Source organism: Frateuria sp. GZRR33 (assembly GCF_051900425.1).
Classification (GTDB): domain Bacteria; phylum Pseudomonadota; class Gammaproteobacteria; order Xanthomonadales; family Rhodanobacteraceae; genus Frateuria_A.
Map to the genome: position 1 here is coordinate 229,529 of NZ_JBHZGK010000004.1, position 16,110 is coordinate 245,638.

A 16,110-nucleotide genomic window follows, 5' to 3' on the forward strand; every position below is an offset into this window, starting at 1 on the left:
ATGGACCATCCCGTTCCCCTGCAACCGCACCGCACCAGCCACGACCGCGCCTGGGTACACGACGCCCTCGCCGCACTCGCGCAGGAAGCAGCGCGCTCGGCCGACACGCACCTGCTCAAGCTCGCGCTGCCCGGCTTCCCCGGCATCGACTTCTATTTCAAGGACGAGGCGGCCCATCCCAGCGGCAGCCTGAAACACCGCCTGGCCCGCTCGCTTTATCTCTACGCGCTGTGCAACGGCCGGCTGCATGAAGGCCAGCACGTGGTCGACGCATCCTCCGGCAGCACCGCGATTTCCGAAGCGTGGTTCGCGCGGATGCTCGGGCTGTCCTTCACCGCGGTGATGCCCGCCTGTACCGCGCCGCGCAAGATCCGCGACGTGCAGGCGCTCGGCGGCCGCTGCGACCTGGTCGAGGACCCCGCTCAGGTACACGCCCGCGCCGCCGAACACGCCTCCCGCGGCGCCTGTCACCTGGATCAGTTCGGCCTCGCCGAGCGCGCCACCGACTGGCGCGGCAACAACAACATCGCCGAATCGATCATCCAGCAGATGGCGCGCGAGCCGCAGCCGACGCCGGCATGGATCGTCTGCGGCGCCGGCACGGGCGGCACCTCCGCCACCATCGGCCGCTACCTGCGCTACCGCCGCCTGGACACCCGCCTGTGCGTGGCCGAGCCGGCCTGCAGCGGTTTCGTGCAAGGCTGGCGAACGCGCGACCGCCGGGCCGTGGCCAAACGGCCGACGGTGATCGAGGGCATCGGTCGCCCGCGGGTCGAACCGGGCTTCCTGTTCGAGGTGGTCGACCACGTGGTCGAGGTGAACGATGCGGCGTCGGTCGCCGCGGCGTGGATGCTGGAGGACCTGCTCGGTCGCCGCTATGGCGGTTCGTCCGGCACCAACCTGGTCGCCTGTCTGCAACTGGCCGCAGCGATGCGTGCGCGGGGCCAGCGCGGCAGCATCGTCAGCCTGTTGTGCGACCCCGGCGAACGGTACGCGGAAACCCTGTTCGATCCGGCCTGGCTTGCCGCCCGCTCGATCGACATCGCCCCCGCGCGCGCCGCGCTGGAACGTTGCCTGGCCACCGGTACGTGGACGCCCCTGCCCGCCTGATCACGCTCCACGGCCTCCCCGCCACCCTCGCGGCCAGCTGCCGTATACCGCCCGAATGCCGCACGCACGTCGAAGCAGTGGTGCGGCTGCGCGCCGTGGCCTTTGCGCGACTGCTGGTACCGCTCACACTCGCGTGGATTCCGCTGGACGTTCTGGCGCTCGGCCCCGCCCGCGCATTGCCCGCACTGGTTCTGCGCCTGGCGCTGGCCGGCGGGTTGTTAGCCCTGTCGTGCCAGGCCGCGCGGCTGCCGCGCTTCACCGCCATGTGGCTGCTGGTGGCGTTGCAGGCGGTCGGCTTCGGTCTGCTGCAGTGGCGGGTGCCGCCGCACGACGACGCGCTGCGCATCGGCTACGGCCTTTTCCCTTACCTGATGGCCGCGCAACTGGCGCTGTTCCCGCTGCCGTGGTGGCGCAACCTGCTCGCGGCAGTGGCTGCCGCCGGCCAGTTCGCGCTGCTGCTGGCGCTGGAAGGCGCGCCTGCCGATGCGTTGCTGTGGAACCGGGTGTGGCTGTTCGGCCTGATCGTGGCCGTCGGCGCGTGGACCGGCCAGGCGCAGCTGCGCCTGCTCGTGCGCCTGCTTGCGGCGCGCCGCGATGCTGCCCACGATCCGCTCACCGGGCTTGCCAACCGCCGCCATGCCACCGCGCATCTGCAGGCTGCCTGCGCCGACGCCGATCGCCGGGGCGAGCCGTTGTCGGTGCTGATGCTCGACCTGGACCACTTCAAGCGCGTCAACGACCAGCACGGCCACGCCGGCGGCGACTGCGTGCTGGTGGCGCTCGCCCAGGTGCTGCGGCGGGAGCTGCGCGCATCCGACCTGGCGGCGCGCCATGGCGGCGAGGAATTCCTTGCCGTGCTGCCGGCCTGCGACGGGACCGATGCACTGGCTACCGCCGAACGCATCCGCCTGGCCGTGGCAGCCATGCACGTGCCGGTGCCCGATGGCGAGGCGCGCGCCACATTGAGCGTCGGGCTCGCAACCCGCGACACCGGCGAGGCGCCCGAAGCGCTGATCGCCCGCGCCGATGCGGCGCTGTATCGCGCCAAGGCGCAGGGACGCAACCGGTGCGTTGTCGGCTAGCTGTCGCGCGTCCCCGCGTGCTGATCCTGTCCCCTCGGGGCGGAAGCTCCGACGCTCCCGCCTGACCCGCGTCAAGGCAGCCGGTTCCCGCGCCGGCGAGCCTCGCACCACCACACACCACCGACGCCGCCGATGAGCCACCACGACCTGCGCTCCTTCCTCGCCCAGCTCGAACGCCAGCACCAGCTCGCCCGCGTGCAGGCGCCGGTCGATCCGCACCTGGAAACCACGGCCCTGTGTCATCGCGCCCTGCGCGAAGGCGGTCCGGCACTGCTGATGGAACACCCGGTCGGCTCCGACCACGCCTTCCTCGGCAACCTGTTCGGCCACCGCCGGCGCATCGAACTGGCGCTCGCCGGGAGGCCAATCGCCAGCCTGCGCGAACTGGGCCAGCTGCTCGCCTCGATCAAGGAACCACGCTGGCCGGCCAACCTGCGCCAGGCACTCGCCACCTGGCCGGAGCTGGCACAACTGGCGCACGTTGCGCCGCGCCATGTCGACGAGGCGGCCTTCCTGCATGAAACGGTCGAGGGCGACGACATCGACCTCGCCCGCCTGCCGATCCAGCACTGCTGGCCGGGCGACGCGGGGCGCCTGGTCACGCTCGGCCTGGTGGTCACCCGCGGCACCGCCAAGCGCCGCCAGAACGTGGCGATCTACCGCCAGCAGGTGATCGGCCGCAATCGCGTGATCATGCGCTGGCTGCCGCATCGCGGCGGCGCGCTGGACTACGCCGACTGGCGCCTCGACCGCCCGCGCGAACCCTTCCCCGTGCTGGTCGCCATCGGCGCCGACCCGGCCACCCTGCTGGCCGCCGTGGCGCCGGTGCCGGACACGCTCTGCGAATACGAATTCGCCGGCCTGCTTCGCGCCGAACGCACGCGCCTGTGGCGCAGCGAGCTGACCGGCCTGGACGCGCCCGCCGGCGCCGAGATCCTGCTCGAGGGTTTCATCCATCCGGACGACAGCGCGCTGGAGGGACCGTTCGGCGACCACACCGGCTACTACAACGCGCAGGACCGTTTCCCGGTGCTCACCATCGAGCGCATGCACCTGCGCCAAGGCGCGATCTACCACGGCAGCTACATGGGCCGCGCACCGTTCGACGAGCCCTCGGTGCTGGCGATGGCGCTGAACGAAGTGTTCGTGCCGATCCTGCAGAAGGTGTTCCCCGAGATCGTCGACTTCCACCTGCCGCCGGAAGCCTGCTCCTACCGCGTCGCCGTGGTCGCCATCCGCAAGCAGTACGCCGGCCACGCGCGGCGCGTGATGATGGGCGTGTGGTCCTACCTTCGCCAGTTCACCTACACCAAGTTCGTGATCGTGGTGGATGCCGACGTCGACGTGCGCGACTGGTCGCAGGTGATCTGGGCCATCGCCACGCGGGTGGATCCGGCGCGCGACACGATGCTGGTGGAGAACACGCCGATCGACTACCTCGACTTCGCCAGCCCGGTCGCCGGCATGGGCTCCAAGCTGGGCATCGACGCGACCAACAAGTGGCCGGGCGAAACGAGTCGCGCCTGGGGCATGCCGATCGCGCCGGACGCAGCGGTGGATGCGCGCGTGGAAGCCCTGTGGGGCAGCTTGGCGACCAAGCCGATGGTGCAACCTGTCCGTCGCTGCGAAAGCTGAGTCCGGCTATCGGCCGGGTTGGACGGAGCGCGCGGCTGGCTGTCTTCGCGCTCCGCCAGGAATGAAAGCTCCCCGCAAGGCTTCCCCCATCCGCCCTTCGGGCACCTTCCCCCGCAGGCGGGGGAAGGATCAGGTAGGGCGCTTCTCGCGAGCATTGCCCGGCGAACGATGCTCAGTGCGCGTGGGCTGCCGGCGCGGTCCAGTCCGGATCGTTGAAATAGCGCGGATAGTCCGCCACGGCGTTGCGCATGGCCTGCACCTGCGCCATGTCCTGCGGATCGGCCTTGAGCTTCTGCGCGGCGCCGAGCAAGGGCACCAGCATCCCGTGCAGCACGGCGTCCTGCTCCGGCGCGAGCTTGCACTTGGCGAAGATGTCGGCGGCCGCCTGTTCGATCAGGCCGACGCGATCCAACGCCATGGTCGCGTCCATGTGACCCATTTCGTAGTGACGCAGCTCCTCCAGCGCGGTGTGGATGCGGCCCATGCCATCGCGCAGCGCGGCGTCCGCCGCCCAGCGCTGGGCGGGCGCAGGCACCGGGTGGGTGACGTGCGCGTGCGCGGCGTGGTCGTGCTGGGCGCGGGCGGCGCCCGGCGTCACCGCGAGGACGGCGAGCAGCACGACGGACAGCTTCATCGGGGACATGGGCCTGGGCTCCTGCAAAGCGGCGGATGTGCCGCGTGCATGAAATGGTAGCCAGCGCGGTCGGCTGTGCATTGATCCGCGACAAACTGATCCACGTCAACGCCGAGCCCGCTTGCGGCGACCACGATGCGCGCACTTCCACAGTTACCGAGGTGCGCATGCAACTGGTCTGTCCCGCCGGCAACCTGCCGGCCCTGCAGGCGGCGATCGCGGCGGGTACCGACGCGGTCTACGTGGGCCTGCGCGACCAAACCAACGCGCGCGCCTTCCCCGGCCTCAACTTCTCCGATGCCGAGTTGCACCAGGGCATCGCCCACGCCCACGCGCGCGGCCGCAAGGTCTACCTGGCACTGAACACCTACCCGGACAGCGCGCGCCTCGGGCAATGGCATGCGGCGGTGGACAAGGCCGCGGCGCTCGGCTGCGATGCGATCATCGCGGCCGAACTGGCAGTGCTGGACTACGCTTCGCGCACGCACCCGGCGATGGCGCGGCATCTTTCCGTGCAGGGCTCGGCGACCACCGCACCGGCACTGCGCTACATGCACGAGCGCTTCGGCATCAGCCGCGCGGTGCTGCCGCGCGTGCTCTCGATCCAGCAGGTCGAGCGACTGTGCGAGACCAGCCCGGTGCCGCTGGAGGTATTCGCCTTCGGCAGCCTGTGCATCATGGTCGAGGGACGCTGCCAGCTCTCCAGCTACGTCACCGGCGCCTCGCCCAATCGCCACGGCGTGTGCTCGCCGGCGAAGTACGTGCGCTGGGACGAACACGACGACGGCCGACGCAGCGTGCGCCTCAACGACGTGCTGATCGACAGGTTCGAGCCGTCCGAACCGGCCGGGTACCCGACCGTCTGCAAAGGCCGCTTCGACGTGCGCGGCGAAACGTTCCACGCACTGGAAGAACCGACCAGCCTCAACACGCTCGAACTGCTTCCGCGCCTGGCGAAGGCCGGTGTCGCCGCGTTGAAGATCGAAGGCCGCCAGCGCGGCGTGGCCTATGTCACCGCCGTCACCCGTACCTGGCGCGATGCGCTGGAGCGCTACCGCGCCGCGCCGGAGACCTGGACGACGCAGCCCGCGTGGCAATCGGCACTGACCCGGCACGCCGAAGGCCACCAGACCACCCTCGGCCCCTACCACCGCCGCTGGCACTGAGGCAGGAACCGCGCATGAAACTCAGCCTCGGACCGTTGCAGTACTTCTGGCCGCGCGAGCGCACACTGGCCTTCTACCGCGAGGCGGTGCAGTGGCCGGTCGACGTTATCTACCTGGGCGAGACGGTGTGCAGCAAGCGCCGCGAGCTGTCCACCCGCGACTGGATCGAGCTGGCCGCCGAACTGGCCGAGAGCGGCAAGCAGGTCGTGCTCTCCTCGCTCGCGCTGATCGAGGCCGAGTCGGAGCTGGGCGTCGTCAAGCGCCTGGTCGCCGAAGGCAACGGCTGGATCGAGGCCAACGACCTCTCCGCCGTGCAGCTGTGCCGCGAACGCGGCGTGCCCTTCGTCGCCGGACCCACGCTCAACGTCTACAACCACCGCGCGCTGAAGCTGCTGATCGATGATGGCCTGCGCCGCTGGGTGCCGGGCGTCGAGCAGGGCCACACGCTGATCAGGGAACTGCGCGAGGCGATGCTCGCCGAAGGCCAGGCGATGCCGGAGCTGGAGGTGATCGCCTTCGGCCGCCTGCCGCTCTCCTTTTCCGCCCGCTGCTTCACCGCCCGCGCGCTGGACGTACCCAAGGACCAGTGCGGCTTCCGCTGCATCGACTACCCCGACGGGCTGCCGCTGGCCACCCGCGAAGGCAAACCGTTCCTGCGTATCAACGGCATCCAGATCCAGGGCGAGGAGATCACCGACCTGGGACCGGAGCTGCCGGGGCTGCGCGAACTGGGCGTGGACGTGCTGCGGCTCTATCCCCAGGCCGAGGGGATGGCCGAGGTGGTGGCGCACTTCCACCTGGCACGGCGTTCCCCGCAAGCGCCGCCGCGGATCGGGGTACGCAACGGGTACTGGCATGGGGAGCCGGGGATGCGGGTGGCGGGGTAGCGCTCGCTCCGGATGCCCCCATCCGCCTGTCGGCACCCTCCCCCGCGTGGCGGGGGAAGGCTCAGTGGGATGCATCGCGCGAAGCGGTTCCTTCCCAGGGCCGGCGAATGGCTCCATGGGTACATCGCGCCAGGTTGTTTCTTCCCCCGCGCGCGGGGGAAGGTGCCCGAAGGGCGGATGGGGGAAGCCTTGCCGGACCCTACACTCTGGCAAACACCAGGCTCGCGTTGGTGCCACCAAACCCGAAGCTGTTCGACATCACCGTCGCCAACCGCGCCGGGCGGGTGTCGCGCAGGATCGGAAAGCCTTCGGCGCGCTCATCGAGCGAGTCGATATTCGCCGAGCCGGCCACGAAGCCGCCGCGCATCATCAGCAGGCTGTAGATCGCCTCGTGCACGCTGGCCGCACCGAGCGAGTGGCCGGTCAGCGCCTTGGTCGAGGACAGCGGCGGCATGGCATCGCCGAACACCTCGCGCACGGCGTTGAGCTCGATGATGTCGCCCAGCGGCGTGGCGGTGCCGTGCGTGTTGAGGTAGTCGACCGGACGGTCGACGTTGGCAAGGGCCATCTGCATGCAGCGCACCGCGCCCTCCCCGCTCGGCGCGACCATGTCGGCCCCGTCGGAGGTCACGCCGTAGCCGACCAGCTCGGCGTGGATGTGCGCGCCGCGCGCGCGGGCGTGCTCGTACTCCTCCAGCACCAGCATGCCGCCGCCACCGGCGATGACGAAGCCGTCGCGGGCGGCGTCATAGGGACGCGAGGCGGCGGTCGGCATGTCGTTGCAGCGGCTGGAGAGCGCGCCCATCGCATCGAACTGTGCGGTCATGCCCCAGTGTTCCTCCTCGCCACCGCCGGCGAACACCACGTCCTGCGCGCCGTGGCGGATCAGGTCGGCCGCCGTGCCGATGCAGTGGGCCGAGGTCGCGCAGGCCGCGGCGAGCGAATAGCTAAGGCCCAGGATGCCGAACGCGGTGGCCAGCGTGGCGGAGACGGTCGAACACATCGTGCGCGGCACCATGTAGGGCCCGACGCGACGCACGCCCTTCTCGCGCAGCAGGTCCGCGGTTTCGATCTGCCAGTGGGCCGAGCCGCCACCCGAGCCGGCGACCACGCCGGTGCGCGGATGGCTGACCTGCTCTTGCGTCAGGCCCGCGTCAGCGATGGCCGAGCGCATCGAGACGTAGGCATAGGCCGCCGCGTCGCCCATGAAGCGGCGCAGCTTGCGGTCGATCGCCGCCTCCAGGTCGATGTGCGGCACGCCGGCGACCTGACTGCGCAGGCCGCGGGTGGCGTAGTCGGGCATCGCGCGGATGCCGCTCTTCATGTCGCGCAGGGCGCGCGCGACGGTGTCCGCCACATTGCCCAGGCAGGAGACGATGCCCATGCCGGTGACCACGACACGGCGCATCAGAAGTTCTCCGCCGACTGGAACAGGCCCACGCGCATGTCGGTGGCCACGTAGATCAGGCGGTCGTCGACGAAGGTCTTGCCGTCGCTCACCACCAGGTTGAGCTTGCCGCGCATCACGCGGCGGACATCGATCTCGTAGCGCACGAGCTTCGCGCTCGGCAGCACCTGGCCGGTGAATTTCACCTGCCCCACGCCCAGCGCACGCCCGCGCCCGGGCTCGCCGAGCCACGGCAGGTAGAAGCCGGAGAGCTGCCACATCGCATCGAGGCCGAGGCAGCCGGGCATCACCGGATCGCCGGCGAAGTGGCAGCCGAAGAACCACAGCTCGGGATGGATATCGAGCTCGGCGCGCAGCACGCCCTTGCCATGGGCGCCACCGTGGTCGTCGACGTGCGTGATGCGGTCGAACATGAGCATCGGCGGTGACGGCAGGCGGGCGTTGCCGGGACCGAACAGTTCGCCGCGGGCGCAGGCAAGCAGCTGTTCGCGGTCGAACGAGGAGGGACGTGTCATGGGGAGTTCTTCAGTGGAGGTGCGGCGAGTCTGGATAGCCGTCCAGACGGAAGCCTTGATGCGGATCAAGCGCGGACGGGGTGTGCGGATGAGCCGCACCCGCCGCTGCGCGCCGCGTGAGCCGGATCGTCAGGTACCGCGTCGGTGGGCGTCGCGCGCGGCACGGGCCAGTCGCGCGCCCCGGTTGAGCGCGATGCGCAGGCCCAGCGGCACCGATTCCCACGGCAGGCGGTCGAGCAGGTTGCGTGCGGTGAGGCCGAGTTCCGTGTCGCCGGTGAGCACCAGCGTGCGCTGGAAGAACAGCGTGTCGGCATCTTCCAGGCGGCTGGCGAGCAGCAGCAGATCGGTGGCGCTGCCGCGCACGCTGGCCTCGGGGGTCTCGTCGATCACTGCCAGGCGCCCTTCGCGCAGGGTCAGCACCCAGTGGAGCTCCAGGTCGGTGACTTCGATGCCGAGCCGTCGGCCGGCCATGAAGTCGAGCGCGTGTTCGGCCAGGGGCGCGGCAAGCACGCGGGCCATCGCGCGTTCCAGGAGCGCGTGCTGCCAGCGCGCCGGAACCACGCGCAGCAAGGGGGCAAGGTGTCGCGGCGGCGGCAGCAGGCGCAACATCGGCGTGGCGGGGGCAAGGTCGAGGTTCATGCCATCGAGCATGGCGGGCGTGCCGTCGGGCCCGCCCTGATCCAGGTCAGCCGCCAGGCCCTGCTGCGCACAGGCATCGCCGATGGCCAGGTCGAGCAGCCGGGTCGCGGTGACGGCCGGCACGCCCAGGCGTTGGGCCAGGTCGTGGGTCCGCTCCCGAACGGCGCGTTCGCGTTCCGGGTCCCGTGGAGGCATGCCGCCGCTGTGCTTGAGCAGCGCCACCAGGCCGACCAGTCGGCGCCGCGCCGCGAGCAGCACGAGCAGGCCGTCGTCCACCGCATCGATAGCCCCACGGGCGCGCGCCAGCGCAAAGCGCGACGGGCCGGCTTTCCGTAGGGTGGGCTTCAGCCCACCACCACACCTGAAGCCCACCCTGCGCGTGTTATGCCGGACGCAGCTCACGCGGGCTGCCCGACGCGGCGGAGAAAGGCGCGGCCAGCAAGCAACGCACTCGCCAGCGCGTAGCCGTGGACGCTCCAGGCGGCCAGTTGCCCCAGGGCGGCCAGCCGCGCCAGCCAGGGCATCGGCCACAGCACGGCCGCGACCAGAAGCGGTGCGGCGGCGCCATGCGCGAGCAACGCACGGCGCCTGGATGCGTCGGGCAACAGGCGCTGCACGCCGGGCAACTGCACCCCGCGCGGCACGCGCCGGCGCAGCGCAATCCAGTCGACGAACGGCACGATCTCCAGCGTCATTCCACCGACCAGCAACGGAAGGCCGACGCCCAGCGCGAGCGCGCCGGCAACCATCCCCTGCCCCGCGGCGAGGGACAGGGCGGCGAGCGCCAGGGCGAGGAGTCCGGCGCGCCAATGCAGGAACAGTGCACTGTGGCGGGCGCGCGGCACACGTTGTTGCAGCCAGAGCGCGCCGAGGGCAAAGCTGGCGCCGCCGCCGGCCACCGCCAACGGCAGCGTGCGATCGGCCGGGTAACGCAGATGCGCAACCACCGCCGCGAACAACCCCATCGCCACCACCGCAAGCCAGCTGGCCTGGGCGCGCGGCGGCACGCTTGCGGTGCCCTGAAACATCGGCATGACCACCCGTGCCACGGTGGCCAGGAGCAGCACCATCCAGCCGAGGACGCCGAGTCCTGCGTGTGCGTCCACCGCCGCCAGCGGCCACGCGATGCGCCTGGCCAACAACAGCGCCAGTCCGCCGCCGGCCAGCGCGGCAAGCATGCCGAAGGCGAGCGCGAGGCCGATGCCGGCGCGCAGCAGTCGTTCACCGGCGGCAGCCACCAGGCCGGGAATCGTCATCGCGCCCAGCCAGAGGAAACTCGCCGGTAACACGATGCCGGCGGCCAGCAGCGGCCAGCGCGCCTGCGCATGAAGCCCGGCCACCAGCAGCAGCACGCCAAGGTTGAACAGCGCATGCAACGCAGACGCGCCCTGCCAGCCGTGCAGCTGCGCGCCGGCGGCAGCAGGCAGGAACTGCAGCAGGCTGCCGAACATCGCGTTGCCGAGTATCCCGAGTGTCCAGACGTGCACCAGCGCCAGCGTGGCCGGGTGCCAGCGCGTCAGCAGCGCGACATCGCCGTCGACCAGCAGCAGCGCGGCTCCCGCCACGCCCCAGCACGGCATGGCGAGCAGGAAGCGCAGCGGCAGCGTGGCCGGTGGCGCCTGGTCAAGCCGAAGTTTCGGCATCGTCCGGGCGACGGATCTGCACCCGCACGCTGCCGTCGGCTTGCGGCTCGCCCGGCTCGGCGTCGAAGCCGCGCAGGGCCAGTTCCATCAGCAACGGGCGCGGGAACATCGGGGCGACGATGGCGACCGCGTCGCCGGGCGCCAGGGCATCGGCGGCGTCCAGCGCTTGCTGCATGGGTTCCGGTGGCGGCAAGTGACGCAGGTCGAGTTCGATGGGCGGAGTCATGGCGTCATTGGACTGCGGGGGTGACGGGGATGTGCTGACGCAGGTCAACCCAGCCGGCTTTCCATCCTTCGGAGAGGGTCGCTCCTGGGGCCATCTACCTACGAGCCCACGGATACTGACCTTCGCCGCGAGCCCCGGCCCCCCCCCCAAACCCTCTCCCGCAGGGAGAGGGTCTCAGAGCTGGCTCGTTTGGCCCCTTCCTTACGCGGGAAAGTTTGAAGCTTGCGCGCTTTGGCTCCCTCTCCCCTCCGGGGAGAGGGCTGGGGTGAGGGGCCGCACTTGCGACCATCCAACGACGAGCCCACGCACCGCTGACCCTCCCCGCGAGCCTGGGGGGGGGGGGGGGGGGCGCCCCCCCCCGCACTTGCGACCATCCAACGACGAGCCCACGCACCGCTGACCCTCCCCGCGAGCCTCGCCCCTCACCCAACCCTCTCCCCGGAGGGGAGAGGGCTTCAGAGCTGGCTCGTTTGGCCCCTTCCTCACGCGCGAAAGTTCGAAGCTTTGCGCGCTTTGGCTCCCTCTCCCTTCCGAGGAGATGGCTTCAGAGCGGCGAGTTCAAGGCAGCAGCTTCAGCGCAGCGCCTGCACGCCCTTCCATTCCACCTGCAGCCACAGCTTGGTGTCATCGCGACCGAAGCCGCCGGCCTGGTAGCGGGCGAGCTTGAGCAGACCATTCACTGCCGGGCTGAAGGCATAGCCCAGAGAGCCGTCCCACTCGCTGCCGTAACGACCGCCACGGTCGGCGCGGTAGTCGTGCCAGGCGAGCGTCCAGCCTGCGCGGGCCTGCGGGCCGAAGGCACCGTTGACCGCGGCGTAGCGGTCCTCCAGGCCACCTGCCGGCGTCACCGCGAACTGGTCGTCCCAGCCGTTGAAGGCGTGCAACGTGGCCAACGGCGCCTGCAGGGCGTGGCGGCCGTTGCCGCCGAGGTGCTCCCAACCGAGCTTGCCGGTGATGCCGTGCAGGGTCCATGCGGGTTCAGCCAGCCAGTAGGCGTGCGAGAAGCGGTCGGGGTTGTTGGCGTAGTCGGCCTGATGCGCCGCTTCCAGCGTCCAGCCGAAGCCGTCGGCCGCGGGTTTGCCGCTCCAGCGCGCGCCCCAGGTGGCGCTGGAGGCGGTGGCGACGTCGCGGTCTTCGTGCAGGTAGGCGTAACCGCTCCACTGCTGCATGCCGCGCTTGAAGGCGGCATTGAGCAGGTGGGTGTCGAGCTTGCGTTCCCGCGCCGTGAGCAGAAGCGCGTCGCGACCGGCGACACGATGCACGCGGTCCAGCCAGGCATAGCGCATGGTCCAGGTGGCGGCGGGCTGCCACTGCAGCGCCACCGCGTCGAAGGTCTGCTCGTGCTGGCGCCAGCCGACGTTGCCGATCCAGCGCTGGTTGTCGAACAGCAGGCGCTGGCGGCCGGCGATGGCGCCAAAGCGGCTCCCCTGCCAAGCCAGGTAGGCCTGGTTGAGCTCATTGCCTTTCGGATCGGTAATGGCGGGATATTGCGTGTGCCCGTTGGCGCCGCTGTTGTAGCGGCCGCCGGCAGCCGCCACGCCGGCGCCCTCGAGGTAGCCGCTGAAACCCTTGCCGAACTGGGCGCGCAGGCCCAGCCGCAGGCGCAGGGTGTCGGCGCGGGCATCGCGGACGAAGGCGTCGCTGTCGACCTGCTCGTGGCGGGCCCGGGCATCCCATTCCAGTTGCAGCGGGGCGGGCGTATCGGCAGCCCAGGCCGGGGCGCTGGCAAGGGCCAGCAGGCAGGCAGTGGCGAGGCGCGTTTGCATGGTTGTCGCTCCTTGGGGAATGCGCGCAGTGTCGGGAGCGCGGCGGGGCGACGGCTTGACTGCAGTCAAGCGGACGGAGCGGTGCGGCAACGCGCCGCGGACGTCCAGGCGTCCATTTGCCAAAAAAAAGAGGTGGCCTGTGGCCACCTCGAAAAGGACCGGCGACAGTGGCTGCCGCCGGTCTTGTTGCTGCGATGCGCCGGGTCAGTGCGCCGCGGCGGGCGCCGGGGCCGGCTGCGCGCGGACCTTCGCCACCTCATCCTTGCTCACCTGCCCGCCCAGGTTGCCCCAGCTGTTGAGCACGTAGGTCAGCAGATTGGCGACCTCGTCGTCGGTGAGCTGGGTCATCGGCGGCATCACCGAGTCGTACTCCTTGCCATTGACCGTGACCTTGCCGGTCAGGCCGTGCAGCGGGATGGCGATCAGCTTGTTCTTGTCTTCCTTCACCAGCTTCGCCACGTAGTCCGACTTGGCCAGCGGCGGGAACACGCCGGGCAGGCCTTCGCCGTTGGCCTGGTGGCAGACCGAGCAGGTGCCGGTGAACAGCTGCTTGCCGGCGGCGACCTGGTCCTCCTTGCTGAGCGTGCCGGCGGCGCCGGCCTTGGCGGCGGTGGTCACCGCGTGCAGGTTCGGCTCGGCACGGTCGCCCAGATAGACCGAGTCGACTTCCTTGCCCGAATAGATCGCCTTGTTCTCCGGGCCATCGACCTTGAGGATGCCCATCGCACCCTTGTTGAATGCGCGGAAGATCGAGTGATCGACCAGCACGTAGCTGCCGGGTACGTCGGTATGGAACTCGACGATCGCCGCGCCGCCGGCCGGGATCAGCGTGGTCTGCACGTTCTCCTGCGGGTGCAGGCCACCCTCCTGCTGCACGCGGTCGAAGATCTCGCCGATCACGTGGAAGCTGGAGACCAGGTTCGGGCCGCCGTTGCCGACGAACAGGCGCACCGATTCGCCCACCTTCGCGGCCAGCGCCTTGTCGCCGGTGAGCGCGCCTTCGTGGCCGTTGAACAGCACGTAGGTCGGGCGCTCGTCGATGGCCTTGTCCATGTCGAACGGCTGGTGGCCTTTCTCGCGGTACTTGCCCGTGGTGTAGAAGTCGCCCTGCATCACGTAGTACTCGTGATCGACCTTGGACAGGCCCTGCGGCGGCTCGACCAGGATCAGGCCGTACATGCCGTTGGCGATGTGCATGCCGACCGGCGCGGTGGCGCAGTGGTAGACGTAGATGCCGGCGTTGAGCGCCTTGAAGGTGAACTGCGACTCGTGCCCCGGCGCGGTGAAGCTCGAGGCCGCGCCGCCGCCCGGGCCGGTGACGCCGTGCAGGTCGATGTTGTGCGGCATCTTGCTGGTCGGGTTGTTCTTCAGGTGGAACTCGACCGTGTCGCCCTGGCGCACGCGGATGAAGCTGCCCGGCGTGGTGCCGCCGAAGGTCCAGTAGGTATAGCTGACGCCCTCGGAGATCGGCATCTCCTTCTCGATCACCTCCAGCTCGACGATCACCTTGGCCGGGTAGTTGCGGTGGATCGGCGGCGGCACGTTCGGCGGGCTGGTCAGCACCGCGTGGATCGGCTCGCCCTGCGGCGGGCCGAAGTCGGTCGGCGCCGGCAGCGGCGCGGGCGCCGCGTAGGCGGCCGGGCTGGCGGACAAGGCTGCGTCGGCGGCCTGCTTTCCGGAGCAGGCGGCGAGGGCCAGCATGCTGGCGGCCGCGAGCACGGTGGACAGCATTCGTGACATGGGGTGTCTCCTGTGGTGTCGACGCCAGCGTAGGTTTGGGCCTTCACCCGCGCTTGACTTGCGTCAGGCGCACCACAGGAAACAGGCGGCTGCGTCAGCCTGCCACACCGCCCTCACCCGCCGGGCGCATGCACCCGGCGGGCTGTTCGACCGCCGCGCTCAGTCGGTCTCCATCCAGAGCCGGTCGATCACCACCGCATCGCCCTGCGGCGCGCCGTCGGTGGCGACGCGCACGAAGCTGAGCGTGAGTGCATCCAGCGGCTCGGGCCAGATACGGCCGAGCACGTCCTGCGCAGGGAGGACGATGCGCACCGGCGCCTGCATGGCGGCCATGCCTGCGCCGGCCATCATCCGCGCGTGGCGTGCGACGCTGACTTCGAAGGGCCCGAGCGTGCCGACCAGGTAGGTCTGCTCCGGTTGCGTCAGGCCTGTGCTCGGCAAGTTCAACAGGATCTTGTAGAAGTAACCGCCCTGCGAGGCCGCCCCGGTGAGGCTGACACCATCGAGCACGATCCGCAGCGCATCGCCGGCGGGCGTTGCGCCCTGCCCCTGGGCCGTGGCCAGGCTACGCACGCGATTGCGCCCCTCCACGGTCAGCGGAATCCGCACGCGTGTCGACTGTGCCCCCAGCGCCAACCCTCCGAGACCGCCCAGCGAGGCGCCCTGTACCGGCAGCGGCGAGGCAAAGGCCTCCTGGATGGACGGAAGCGTTCCGGCGTACCCGCTCGGCTGGCTCGTCGGCAGGGCCGTATCGTCGTAGCGGTAACCAAGGACGCTCGGCGTGTAGGTGCTGACGCGCTTCATGGTCGAAACCGCGGGGCCATAGGAAAACGAACCGGACCAGTAGCTGGCCGTCCGGGCAGGCATGTGCCGCCCATCGTCTGCCTGCACCCATGCATCCCAAAGTCGGTCGATATTTGCGTGGTGCAGCCAGAAGATCGGGTCCCGCGGCGACACCGCGATGTTGTCCATCGTCCCGCCGATCAGGTTGTGCACGCCATTGTGCGGCGCGGATTCCACGGCCGGCTCGAAGGCATCGGTCTTGCCGCGCTGGAAATTGGTCAGGCCCGGATCGAAGGCGCCAAGGGTGCAAGCGCCGGAGACGTCCGTGCCCGTGCGGTTGCGCAAATAGAGCGGCGAGCTGGAGTCGCGGAATTCGGCGGGGAGGAGCGGATGCTCGTAGTAGTTCCAGTAGGGCAGCACCAGTGCGCTGTTGCCCGAAGCCTTGCGCAGCTGCGCCTCGAAGCGCGCCAGGAAGCCGCGATGCCAAGCCAGGAAATACGGTTTCTTGTGGGGGCAGAAGTTGGCGTGCACATTCGTCCAGTAGGCCCAGCTCCCGGGCTTGGTGGAGTCCTGGCTGGCGCGCATCTTCGCGACGGCGTCGAGAAAGGCCGTGTACAGCGGGCTGTCGCGGAACTGCGGCCAGGAGGGCCGCGTACGCAAGCTGGTGGCGCCAAGGATCCCGCGAGGGAGCATGGGAACCAGTGCCAGTGAGGCCGCCGCCTGCAGGAATTGTCTGCGGTTGGTCATCGTGTCCTCCATTTCGGTGCGTGGCTGTCGGCGCAGCGTCGCCGCAGCCCTCGGTCTTGCCGCGCGCATCGGCGCGCAAAAGGAACCTAGGGCGATGGCGATGTCCGGCGTTGATGCACGTCAACCGAT

Annotated in this window: 14 protein-coding genes; 5 read left to right on the forward strand and 9 right to left on the reverse strand. The window is 70.3% G+C overall.

The features are described from left to right. The 3 genes from ACFWZU_RS06985 to ACFWZU_RS06995 all read left to right on the forward strand — a co-directional run bounded on the left by ACFWZU_RS06985 (position 1) and on the right by ACFWZU_RS06995 (position 3,827). Positions 1-1,110 carry a PLP-dependent cysteine synthase family protein gene (locus tag ACFWZU_RS06985; RefSeq protein ID WP_439700685.1) on the forward strand — a complete coding sequence of 370 codons (1,110 nt, stop codon included), beginning with the start codon at positions 1-3 and terminating at the stop codon, positions 1,108-1,110. Continuing rightward, positions 1,089-2,192: a diguanylate cyclase gene (locus tag ACFWZU_RS06990; protein WP_439700686.1), complete on the forward strand. Its 1,104-nt coding sequence runs from the start codon at positions 1,089-1,091 to the stop codon at positions 2,190-2,192. Before ACFWZU_RS06985 ends, ACFWZU_RS06990 begins: the two co-directional genes overlap by 22 nt. A gap of 132 nt (positions 2,193-2,324) precedes the next feature. Continuing rightward, a complete protein-coding gene (locus tag ACFWZU_RS06995; protein WP_439700687.1) occupies positions 2,325-3,827 on the forward strand; it encodes a UbiD family decarboxylase in 1,503 nt (500 codons plus the stop codon). A gap of 172 nt (positions 3,828-3,999) precedes the next feature. On the opposite strand, the gene ACFWZU_RS07000 is transcribed toward ACFWZU_RS06995, so the two are convergent. After that, positions 4,000-4,470, reverse strand: a complete 471-nt coding sequence (locus ACFWZU_RS07000) for a DnrO protein (protein ID WP_439700688.1) — start codon at positions 4,468-4,470, stop codon at positions 4,000-4,002. A 44-nt stretch (positions 4,471-4,514) separates the two neighbouring features. On the opposite strand from ACFWZU_RS07000, the gene ubiU reads away from it, so the two are divergent. Together ubiU and ACFWZU_RS07010 are read left to right on the forward strand one after the other, a co-directional pair. After that, positions 4,515-5,627, forward strand: a complete 1,113-nt coding sequence (ubiU, locus tag ACFWZU_RS07005) for a ubiquinone anaerobic biosynthesis protein UbiU (RefSeq protein ID WP_439700782.1) — start codon at positions 4,515-4,517, stop codon at positions 5,625-5,627. A 14-nt stretch (positions 5,628-5,641) separates the two neighbouring features. Continuing rightward, the gene (locus ACFWZU_RS07010; protein WP_439700689.1) at positions 5,642-6,514 is read left to right on the forward strand and encodes a U32 family peptidase; all 873 of its coding nucleotides are present in this window, start codon (positions 5,642-5,644) and stop codon (positions 6,512-6,514) included. 199 nt (positions 6,515-6,713) lie between these two features. Here the strand turns inward: ACFWZU_RS07010 and fabB are convergent, their stop codons facing one another. The 8 genes from fabB to ACFWZU_RS07050 all read right to left on the reverse strand — a co-directional run bounded on the left by fabB (position 6,714) and on the right by ACFWZU_RS07050 (position 15,993). Next, complete coding sequence (gene fabB, locus ACFWZU_RS07015) at positions 6,714-7,922, reverse strand: beta-ketoacyl-ACP synthase I (RefSeq protein ID WP_439700690.1); 1,209 nt, start codon at positions 7,920-7,922, stop codon at positions 6,714-6,716. Next, a complete protein-coding gene (fabA, locus tag ACFWZU_RS07020; protein WP_439700691.1) occupies positions 7,922-8,437 on the reverse strand; it encodes a 3-hydroxyacyl-[acyl-carrier-protein] dehydratase FabA in 516 nt (171 codons plus the stop codon). Before fabA ends, fabB begins: the two co-directional genes overlap by 1 nt. Positions 8,438-8,566: 129 nt before the next feature. After that, positions 8,567-9,352: a ubiquinone anaerobic biosynthesis accessory factor UbiT gene (gene ubiT / locus ACFWZU_RS07025; protein WP_439700692.1), complete on the reverse strand. Its 786-nt coding sequence runs from the start codon at positions 9,350-9,352 to the stop codon at positions 8,567-8,569. A gap of 122 nt (positions 9,353-9,474) precedes the next feature. Beyond that, positions 9,475-10,719: a hypothetical protein gene (locus ACFWZU_RS07030; protein WP_439700693.1), complete on the reverse strand. Its 1,245-nt coding sequence runs from the start codon at positions 10,717-10,719 to the stop codon at positions 9,475-9,477. Next, entirely contained in the window at positions 10,700-10,945 is a 246-nt protein-coding gene (locus ACFWZU_RS07035; protein ID WP_439700694.1) for a DUF2249 domain-containing protein, read from the reverse strand. The genes ACFWZU_RS07030 and ACFWZU_RS07035 overlap by 20 nt, the downstream gene beginning before the upstream one ends. Positions 10,946-11,517: 572 nt before the next feature. Then, positions 11,518-12,711, reverse strand: a complete 1,194-nt coding sequence (locus ACFWZU_RS07040) for an alginate export family protein (protein WP_439700695.1) — start codon at positions 12,709-12,711, stop codon at positions 11,518-11,520. Between the two features lie 204 nt (positions 12,712-12,915). After that, positions 12,916-14,451, reverse strand: a complete 1,536-nt coding sequence (nirK, locus tag ACFWZU_RS07045) for a copper-containing nitrite reductase (protein WP_439700696.1) — start codon at positions 14,449-14,451, stop codon at positions 12,916-12,918. A 159-nt stretch (positions 14,452-14,610) separates the two neighbouring features. After that, complete coding sequence (locus tag ACFWZU_RS07050) at positions 14,611-15,993, reverse strand: tyrosinase family protein (RefSeq protein ID WP_439700697.1); 1,383 nt, start codon at positions 15,991-15,993, stop codon at positions 14,611-14,613. Between the last annotated feature and the right edge of the window lie 117 nt (positions 15,994-16,110).